A 10,511-nucleotide genomic window follows, 5' to 3' on the forward strand; every position below is an offset into this window, starting at 1 on the left:
TGCATTACTGAAAATTGAGATAAATAAACTAACTTAGCTAAAACGTTCCAGCATCGGAACATTTTACAAAACCGTTGCCAACAATAGCAGAACTCACTCAAACGCGATCAATTCGGAATTAAAAAAACAATCCTGACACGTTAGTATTTATGAAAACAAAATATCAATTAATAATACTGATTTTAATATTATTCTGTTCAAATGGGTTCTCTCAAATGGATTCTTCGATTACTGTTGACAAAAAGAAGATTAAAAAATTTCATGCGAAGATTTTTAATCTTTCAGTTGATTCCACTATAGATTCTTCGGCTGTTTATAAATTAATCTATCTAAGCAATAATGGATGGTCAAAAGGTTATAACAACCCAAACCCAAAGAAGAAATATCGTTCAAGTAACTTTCTTGCATTTGATTCTACGATGATTTCAATAACTGAGATATTAAAACTCGCTGAAACGTCAAAAGATTCTGTGATCGCTTTATCAATGAATTACTTAGTAAATTCGAGTGAAGATGATTATTTCAAAGAACTAAAAAATAAAAAATATAATACTACATTTAGAAAATGTATTATATCTCTCGGAGGAAAGTATTTATTAGTTGCAACCAAAAATGAATATATCGGTAATACATCATCGGGTTCAACAGAATATCTTTACTATGAAAAAATTGAATAAAATAATAAAACTTAAAAAAAACTACAGTAGGCAACAACGTGTATAATTCATTGCTAGTACTCGCCTACTTACGAAAATCCTCGCGGATTTTCTATTCGGTTTGTATTTGCTAAATTAGTTGCTGAAACACGCAACGAAATCATACACAAAACCGTTAACTTTCAGTAGCGCGGAACCTATTTCTATCCGAAAAAATTGGAGCTAAAAACATCAATGACCAATCTAGTGAATCGCTAGCGGAATTTTCTGAATAAAAGTCATTTCTGAAAAATCTATAAGCGAATCAAAACAAATTAAAACTCTAGAATTTTGACTGAATTTATGAAAGGAAAGTTTACAAAAATTCGTTCATCGGATAGATTTGTAATTATCTGAATTGATTGATTAAAGCAAGTTTGCGGCATACTCTCGTCGGCACTACCGAAAAGTTAACAAAGTATAATCGCCCAATGCTTCGGATTTTCCTAGTCGGAAAATACTTGCATGATTCAAATTGGGATAATTTAACTAATTTAGTGAAAGCGTTTCAGCATCGGAGCGTTATACAAAACCGTTGCCCATAAGCCAAATTACAATTGAGAATTATACTACACATTATTGCAATTATATTTTTAACTGTTATTACTCAAGTTGGCGGAATTATATATTTGATTTCAATTTTACTGATTAAAAAAACTACCGAAAAAAGGCGTCTAAAACGAATTGGAATTTTTAGTGGTTTATATCTATTAATAACCTTTCTGTTAATTCCGAATGTTGCTCCCCTTTTTGGAAGAGAGAAAATAACTGAAACAGAGTTTATTGAAGCTCATTCATTTTTTTACAAACTAGCAAATAGAAATTATGTTCGTCCTGAATTAAATTTAGCGATCGGAAAAATTGCAACAGAATTTGAAAAAAGAAATAACGGTATTAAAATGATTTATCTTGATGCTAATTTTCCATTTTTAGATAAGTTTCCGCTACTTCCCCACCTAAGTCATAATGATGGAAAGAAAATTGATATAACACTCGTCTATGAGGATTCTAATAAGCAATTAACGAATAAGAAAACTTCGATAAGTGGTTATGGAATTTATGAAGGACCGAAAGAAAATGAATATGACCAACCTAGTGTTTGTATTGACAAAGGAAAATGGCAATATGACTTTCCAAAATATTTGAGTTTTGGGAAAATAAATGATGAAATTGAATTTTCTGAAAAAGGAACTAAAAGTTTGGCTAATATTATTTTAAAACAGAAAGAAGTCGGAAAGTTATTTATTGAACCACATTTGAAAAAGCGAATGAATTTGACTAATTCGAAAGTACGTTTTCATGGATGTCAAGCAGTTCGTCATGACGACCATATTCATTTTCAATTAAGATAAAGCCTATGGGCAACAAAGTAAACCTTCCAATGCTTAGTTGATTTACTATTCCGAAAAAACAAGCATTACTCCTATTTGGGAAAATTCAATTAACTTAGTAAACGCTTTCCAGCATCGGAAAGCTTTACAAAACCGTTGTAAGTAATGCGGAAAATCGAGCAAAACAGTAAAATTCCGTTCCGAAAAGCCACCACACAAACAGCACATTTATTTTTTTCCAACACTCAAAGCCAACGCTGAAAAAATAAAAGAGCTGTTTTTAGCCTTTGCGCTCAAATTATCCACCGCAAAATGTGAACAAAAAATCGAACAAGCAGAACAAAACAAATAAATCTTTTATAACTTGTGGGATTGAAATAAAAAAGAAATGCTAAAAGAAAGAATCGACATAGAAACCATTGACGGACAGTTATTTGAAATAAAAATAATTGAGCCAGACGATTCAAAACCAGCATCTTTCACTCACTATTTGCACAATCATAAAAACGGAGTTTCACAGTTCTACAAAAAAGATGCTCTATCTTTTGTTAAGCAAATTTTAAAAAAAGAATATCCAAAAGAACAAATTACGCAGGAATTTGCTGAAGAGGCTTTACAATATTTAATTTTTGACTTTAATAAGTCTGTTCCTTTTCCAGCACCCAAAAAACCTAAATTCAAATTTATTGACCTATTTGCAGGTATTGGAGGATTCCGATTGGCATTTCAAAATTTAGAAGGGAAATGTGTATTTACGAGCGAATGGGACAAATATTCAAAGCAAACATATAAGGCAAACTTTGGCGAAATCCCCTTTGGAGATATTACAAAAACCGAAACTAAAAATTACATTCCTGACAATTTTGACGTGCTTTGTGCAGGTTTTCCGTGTCAAGCATTTTCAATAGCAGGAAGACGTGGCGGATTTGAAGACACACGAGGAACATTATTTTTTGATGTTGCAGAAATCATAAAAAAGAAACAGCCTAAAGCAATCTTTTTAGAAAATGTTAAAGGATTACGAAATCACGATAAAGGAAAAACTTTAGCTACAATTTTAAATGTACTACGAGAAGATTTAAACTATTACGTTCCTGAACCACAAATTCTAAATGCAAAAGAGTTTGGGGTTCCCCAAAATCGTGAACGAATTTTCATTGTAGGTTTTCGCAAGGATTTAGGTATAAAAGATTTTCAATATCCAGAACCAACAAATGAAAATGCAGTTTTAGATGACGTTTTAGAGCAAAAAGAGGTTTCCGTAAAATATTATCTTTCCACAACTTATCTTCAAACCTTAAAAAATCACAGAGCAAGACACGAAAGCAAAGGAAATGGATTTGGTTATGAAATCATTCCAAATGACGGAACTGCAAATGCAGTTGTTTGTGGAGGAATGGGTAGAGAAAGGAATTTAGTTTACGATGATAGACTAACAAATTTTAAACCAATTACGAATATTACTGGAAAAGTAAACAGAGAAGGAATTAGAAAAATGACGCCACGAGAATGGGCAAGACTTCAAGGCTTTCCAGATAACTTCAAAATCGTGGTTTCAGACGCACAAGCATATAAACAATTCGGAAATTCAGTTGCAGTTCCCGCAATTCAAGCGACAGCGGAAAAAATTATTGAAAAACTTAACTGCAAATGATTACAGGTAACAAAGGCGAATGGAGCGAGATTTATGCTCTTTTCAAATTATTAGGCGATAAACAATTATTTCTAGGAGATAAAGACATTGAAAAATTAGAAGGTTTAGTTTATCCAATAATTAAAATACTACGTTCAGAAAATAATGGCGATTTTGAATATTCAATTAAAGACGAGATAATTTTAATTTCAGGCAAAGAACAAGTATTAAAAATTCCGATTGACGAATTCAAAACAAAAGCATTATTTCTTTTAAAAGCAATTAAGGAAAACCGAGAAAGAACATTTTCTGTTCCAGAAATTGAAGAGTTTATGCAATCAATAAATTGTATTTCTTTAAAGGCAAGCTCGTCCGCCAAAACAGACATTACAATCGTAGTTCACGACCAAAGAACAAACCAACAACCAACACTTGGTTTCAGCATAAAATCTCAACTTGGAAGTCCTTCCACTCTACTTAATGCAGGAAAAACGACTAACTTTATTTACGAAATTAATTATGCGCATCTTACGAGAAATGAAATTGACCAAATAAATTCCATTGATACAAGAAGTAAGATAATGGACAGAATTGCTCAAATTCAGAGTAAGGATGGAATTTTTGAATTTGTAAAAACGGAAAGACAAATATTTTCCAATAATCTTGTTTTAATAGACAGTTTACTTCCGCAAATTTTATCGCAAATCGTTTTTGATTTCTATTCAAGTGAGTTTTCACATTTAACGGATTTAGTCGATTTAACAGCAAAGAAAAATCCTTTGGAATTTGACATCGAGAACGAGCATAAATTTTACGAATACAAAATAAAACGCTTTTTAACAGATGTTGCGCTTGGAATGATGCCTTCGCAAGTTTGGACAGGAAAATATGATGCGACAGGTGGATATTTAATTGTCAAGGAAAATGGAGATGTTCTTTGCTATCATATTTACAACAGAAACGAGTTTGAGGACTACTTGCTAAATAATACAAAGCTTGATACGGCAAGTTCTTCTCGACACGGATTTGGAGAAGTTTATGAAGAAAATGGACAGTTATTCTTCAAACTCAATTTACAAATTCGGTTTACAAAATAGCCAACGCACAAAGCCATACACATTTGCAATTTGCTCAAGCCAACGCTACACCAAAAATTGCAAAAGAGTATGTCTTGCCAACGCTCACATTTGAACTAAATAACGGACATCGGAAAACCAAGCAGAACGTGAAAAGCACTACTTACAACAACGTGTATAAATCATAGCTACTATAGGCTTTCCGAGAGGTTTTTGTATATTTATAAAGTAAACCAAATTTTTTATTTGGTTATATTTAGAAAAGAAAATTAAACATAAAAATAAAAAATTCGGCTCGTGCTAAATCCGAAAAGTTAGTGTCTTTTTATACGCTACGTTTCATACACAAGACCGTTGCCATTCAGTTTTCCTGAAATGGTTTCTATCCGAAAATCTGAATGCCGAAAATTATAAATTCGTCTAGCCGGTGAGTCGCTAACGGAATTTTTCGAGCGGAAAAATTCGCAGATAAATCAAAGTTTCTAAAAGATTAAAGTTTCTGCTTCTGAATTCAAGTCTATGAAAATTCGTTCAGCGGATAACAATACTTGTATCTGAAAATATGTAAAAGCTAGTTTGCGGCAAACTCTTGTGGGTAAAACCGAAAAGGCAACAAAGTAAAAAGTCCAATGCTTCGGATTTTCCTATTCGGAAAATACTTGCATCACTGAAATTTGGATAAAATAAACTAACTTAGCTAAAACGTTCCAGCATCGGAACATTTTACAAAACCGTTGCAAACTATACTTCCGAACCAGTTTTATCTGAATATTTTAAATCATATAAAATTGTGAACTTACCAATCCGGTGAATCGCTAGCGGAATTTTTCAATCCGAAAAATTCTCTGTTAGATTAAACCATTTTAGAAATCTAATATTTCGGAATTGAGCTTGATACTGCGGAATGGATTGTGGAATCTAATTCTGACTAATTTTTCCCGAAGCTTCGGGACTGATTTGAGCAAGTTTCGCGGAATTGTGTTGCGGAGTGTTGCGCGGAATGAAATGCTGAATGAAAACTGCTCTACTTCACTCTGCTGTGTCAGTACAGTTTGCAACAAAGTAAAAAGTCCAATGCTTCGGATTTTCCTATTCGGAAAATACTTGCATCACTGAAATTTGGATAAAATAAACTAACTTAGCTAAAACGTTCCAGCATCGGAACATTTTACAAAACCGTTACTTTTCATTTTTACGGAATGAAATAAATCCGAAAATCTGAATGCAGAAAATCATAAATTCGTCTAGCCGGTGAATCGCTAACGGAATTTTTCTAGCCGAAAAATTTGTTGGAAAATTAAAGCTATTGAAAGATTAAAATTTCAGCTTCTGAATTCAAAGTCTATCAAAATTTGTCAATCGGAAAGTGCTGTTTGCTTCTGAATATATTGTAAAAGCTAGTTTGCGGCATACTCTTGTGGGTAAAAACGAAAAAGTAACAAAGTATATATTGTATTGCTAGCCGAATTCCTATCGGAATTCTATCCATTTTAATTAACTTTAGTCCATCGGAAAGAATCCTACGGATTTTTCCGCAACACAACATATACCAAACCGTTAGGCACAAGCTAAAGAAACATCCGTAAAAAATATGAACTTAAAAGATTTAAACGAAAAAGTACAGGAAATAATTACGGACCTAAAAGACAACGGAAGATTTCCAAAAGAAAATAATTCAATTGACTACAAGTTAAAACTGAATATAGCTTCATCAAAAACACCATTAGAAAATTTCCTACTGAACTTTGCGAAAGATATTCTTTCATTTTCTAATTCGGACGGAGGAATTTTACTTTTAGGAATTGAGGAGAAATCAGACGGAACCCATTTAGACGTTGGACTTGACCAACAAAATCTTGATGTTCTAAAACAAATTGACCTAAACGATGTAACCCAAAAGTTTGAAAGTATTGCTAAAGTTGGTGTGTCAATTGACTTGCAAATATTTCAAATTAGTACGAGAAAATTTTACTCATTAATAATTGAGAAGAATAATCAAGTTTTAATACCAGTAAAGGATTTTCCTGAATTTAAAATAGTTAAAGGAGCAATTTATTATAGAGCTTCAAGTAAAAACGAACACGCTAATAAAAACACAACTGACTTCAATAGATTTTTACAGATTAAGGCAAATGAGAAAAGTAAAGAATTTATGGAAATTTGGTCTAAACTTCTTCCAGAAATGGTGGATATAAATCCACGAGAAGTCTTAATAATAAATCCAGCACAACACAAAATCTACGGCTTTAACAGTAAGGATAAAATTTTATCAGGAAGTGACATTGAAATAGACGAAACTCAAAATGGTGTTTTTAATGTTATTCTAAATGCTATATCAGCCGGAGACATTGGAAAAATAACAACTGACGAGGGAAAACCAATTTATAAGATAGTAGGGGAAATTCAAACAAATCGAGAACACATAATCTTAAATAGTCTTGAACAAGAGGTCAAAAAGAAATCGAAATATAAGTTTACAAACCTACAACTAAAAAGAGCAATTTATCATTTAGGTTGGGTAAATGACCCGAATTTTAAAGTGGTAAATCCACCTGACGGGACAGTTATCGCTTCTAAAAGTCAATACATTTGGACTGAAACTATGGATTTGGTTTCTAATAGAAGAAAAGTCTATTTTTCAAGTGAAGCAATTGACAAATTAGCTGATTTAATAGATGATGAGACAAAGCATATGGAATTATTTAATAAGAAGTTAAGTGAAAAAGCCAGTGCCTAACAATGTATAAAAAAAATAGGGCAAAAAGTACTTAATCGAAAGGTCTGTGTGTATTTGCCAAGTCGCCAAATTTTTAAATTTGGTATAATTAAAAAAAGAAAAGATAATTAACAAAATTTAAAAATTCGGCTTTAGCTTAATCCGAAAAGTATCGCTTATAACTGCCCTACTTTTCTTATACTAGACCGTTACTTTTCATTTTTACGGAATGAAATAAATCCGAAAATCTGAATGCAGAAAATCATAAATTCGTCTAGCCGGTGAATCGCTAACGGAATTTTTCTAGCCGAAAAATTTGTTGGAAAATTAAAGCTATTGAAAGATTAAAATTTCAGCTTCTGAATTCAAAGTCTATCAAAATTTGTCAATCGGAAAGTGCTGTTTGCTTCTGAATATATTGTAAAAGCTAGTTTGCGGCATACTCTTGTGGGTAAAAACGAAAAAGTAACAAAGTATATATTGTATTGCTAGCCGAATTCCTATCGGAATTCTATCCATTTTATTTAACTTTAGTCCATCGGAAAGAATCCTACGGATTTTTCCGCAACACAACATATACCAAACCGTTACCTACAATATTGAAAAAACTACTTCAAATAATAATTCTGACTTTAATCACAGCTTGTGGTTCAACTAAAAACACGATTGACTTAATTGCGGATGAAAAGTTTGAATTATGCTCTGAAATCAAATATAATCGACTCGTAACGGAAATTGGACCGATTGAGGGAAAACTGATTTACAAACAGAATATTCATAGTTTATTAGAAAATTCACTACTTCAAGAAAAATATCTGACTGAAATAAGCAAAAGCGGATATTCGGAATTATTAAAAAAAGTGAATCAGAAAGAAATAAAACCTGAATTTTTTGAGAAACTTAAATCGGATTTAGGGTTTGACCCTTATTTGCTATTTCCCATAAATTCTCATTTATCTTGTTACGGTTATTTATTTGAACAATTACATCTTCTGGACAAATCAAGTTGGCAATATCAATTTTGTTTAGCTTTTAATAAATTTGAGGCTTACGGAAATTTAGAAAGAGAAAGCGAATATTTAATTGATGTACTGAATAAAATTCCAGAGGATAAATTTCAATTAATAATGTATAGAAAATTATTTTTGGATTTTATTTTTATAACGTTGAATTAAAATACTGTAGGTAACAACGGCTATAGTTCATTACGGCTGAAATTCCTAATCGGAATTTCGAGCCTTTTTGCTAAATTTATGGTTACGGCGGAATGATACTCGCGTACCATTCCGTAACGAAACCATAGCCAAAACCGTTGCTTACAATGGCTCCGAATTGACTCAAGCCGAATACATCTAAATGAAAATCATATTTTGTTTCTGACCAATCTGATGAATCGCTAGCGGAATTTTTCCATCTGAAAAATTCTCAGTTTCATGAAAGCGAATTATTAATCTAATATTTCGGAATTGAGCTTGACGCTTCTGAATGGATTGCGGAATCTTAATCTGACTGAATTTAAGCCGATTTAAGCCATTTCTCATGAATTGTGTTGCGTAGTGTTACGCGGAATGAAATACGGAATTAGACTGCTTCTCTTCCACTCTGCTGTGTCGCCAAAGTAAGCAACTAAGCATACACTCCATTGCTTCGGATTTTCCTTATCGGAAAATACTCGCATGAACCAAATTTAGTTATCTTTAAAAAACAAATGCAAAAACTCCCAGCAACGGAAGTATATGCAAAACCGTTGTAAGCAATAAGACAGATCACAGGAAGGATTGCTTTTCGATGTTTATTCGGAAGACCACTTTTCACTATATCAATCTGAGTTAGGATAAATCGGATTGCCAAGCTTTTGCGATTGCATCGTGGAGAGTTCGCACTCTCAAAACGTTGTTACGCTTCAAAAGCTTGTCGAAGGTAGTGATTGATTTTTGGAAAATCAAGTAACGGACTGATATAGTGAAAAGTGGTAGTATGAATTCATGAATTGACATCGAAATGTTTTGGACTCAGCTTATATTCAACCTTATAAACTGAATAAAAAACAAAAAGCAGAGGTAAATGCGTTATCTGACTGACTACGTATTCTCTGAATCATAAGGCCTGGCCGAATACTGCATACAACTAGGGTATATAATTTATTTTGCCATAGGGATAAATGGATTATATTTTAGTACTTTTAATTAAAGATTAAAACAACTGAAAATATTGCCTGATAAAGGCAAAACAAATCATATACTTTACCGTTGGCAGTAATTAAAGAAGCGTATACTACAAACAAATGAACATAAAAATATTATGAAAAGAACTATATCAATGGTATTGTTTGGATTAACTATTTTGAGTTGTTCTGACTATAAAAATGAGAACAATAATCTAAACGAAATAAAAAAGTTGCAATCAGCAAAAGACAGTTTAATCACTATAATAACACAGAATAAGACTATTATGGAAAATCAAATGATTAGGTCATTAACTTTTCAAGACGGTAATGCAGAAAATGCGATGAATTTTTACGTGGAAATATTCGATAATTCTAAAATCATTAATGTAAATCGTTGGGGAAATGGAGCACCAGTGGCAGAAGGAAAAATTATGCAAGCTACATTTGAACTGAACGGAAATTTGTTTATGTGCAGTGATAGTACGCCCGTTCACGATTGGGATTTTTCGCCTGCTGTTTCAAACTATATTAATTGTGAGAATGAAGACGAAATGAATAGACTTTTCTCAAAGCTATCTGAAAACGGTAAAATAACAATGCCTATAAATAATTATGGCTTCAGTCAAAAATTTGGTTGGGTGATTGACCAATTTGGAATTTCTTGGCAATTGAACCTGAAATAGAAAATAACTACTGCCAACAACGTGTATAATTCATTGCTAGTTATAGCCTACTTACGAAAGTCCTCGCGGACTTTCTATCTGTGATTTATTTGCTAAATTTAGTGCTTAAATACGCAACGAAATCATACACAAGACCGTTAGGCACAATTTGAAAAATGAACATTGAAATAATTATAATTCATATTTTTTTAGCAATCCTATTGTTTTTTA

7 protein-coding genes are annotated in these 10,511 nt (G+C 32.2%); all 7 read left to right on the forward strand.

Annotated features, from left to right (window positions below; genetic code table 11):
• Positions 1-149: 149 nt before the first annotated feature.
• The 7 genes from ACY2RS_RS15250 to ACY2RS_RS15280 all read left to right on the forward strand — a co-directional run bounded on the left by ACY2RS_RS15250 (position 150) and on the right by ACY2RS_RS15280 (position 10,301).
• Complete coding sequence (locus ACY2RS_RS15250; RefSeq protein WP_490099530.1) at positions 150-677, forward strand: hypothetical protein; 528 nt, start codon at positions 150-152, stop codon at positions 675-677.
• A gap of 575 nt (positions 678-1,252) precedes the next feature.
• Complete coding sequence (locus ACY2RS_RS15255; protein WP_490099531.1) at positions 1,253-2,047, forward strand: hypothetical protein; 795 nt, start codon at positions 1,253-1,255, stop codon at positions 2,045-2,047.
• Between the two features lie 367 nt (positions 2,048-2,414).
• A complete protein-coding gene (locus ACY2RS_RS15260; RefSeq protein ID WP_490099532.1) occupies positions 2,415-3,680 on the forward strand; it encodes a DNA cytosine methyltransferase in 1,266 nt (421 codons plus the stop codon).
• On the forward strand, positions 3,677-4,756 hold the full coding sequence (locus ACY2RS_RS15265) for an HpaII family restriction endonuclease (RefSeq protein ID WP_490099533.1): 1,080 nt from the start codon (positions 3,677-3,679) through the stop codon (positions 4,754-4,756). The genes ACY2RS_RS15260 and ACY2RS_RS15265 overlap by 4 nt, the downstream gene beginning before the upstream one ends.
• 1,570 nt (positions 4,757-6,326) lie before the next feature.
• Entirely contained in the window at positions 6,327-7,472 is a 1,146-nt protein-coding gene (locus tag ACY2RS_RS15270; protein WP_490099534.1) for an ATP-binding protein, read from the forward strand.
• 578 nt (positions 7,473-8,050) lie between these two features.
• The gene (locus ACY2RS_RS15275) at positions 8,051-8,626 is read left to right on the forward strand and encodes a hypothetical protein (protein WP_490099535.1); all 576 of its coding nucleotides are present in this window, start codon (positions 8,051-8,053) and stop codon (positions 8,624-8,626) included.
• Between the two features lie 1,126 nt (positions 8,627-9,752).
• A complete protein-coding gene (locus tag ACY2RS_RS15280) occupies positions 9,753-10,301 on the forward strand; it encodes a VOC family protein (protein ID WP_490099536.1) in 549 nt (182 codons plus the stop codon).
• The last annotated feature ends 210 nt before the right edge of the window (positions 10,302-10,511 follow it).

The organism is Patiriisocius sp. 208BN25-11 (assembly GCF_058147145.1).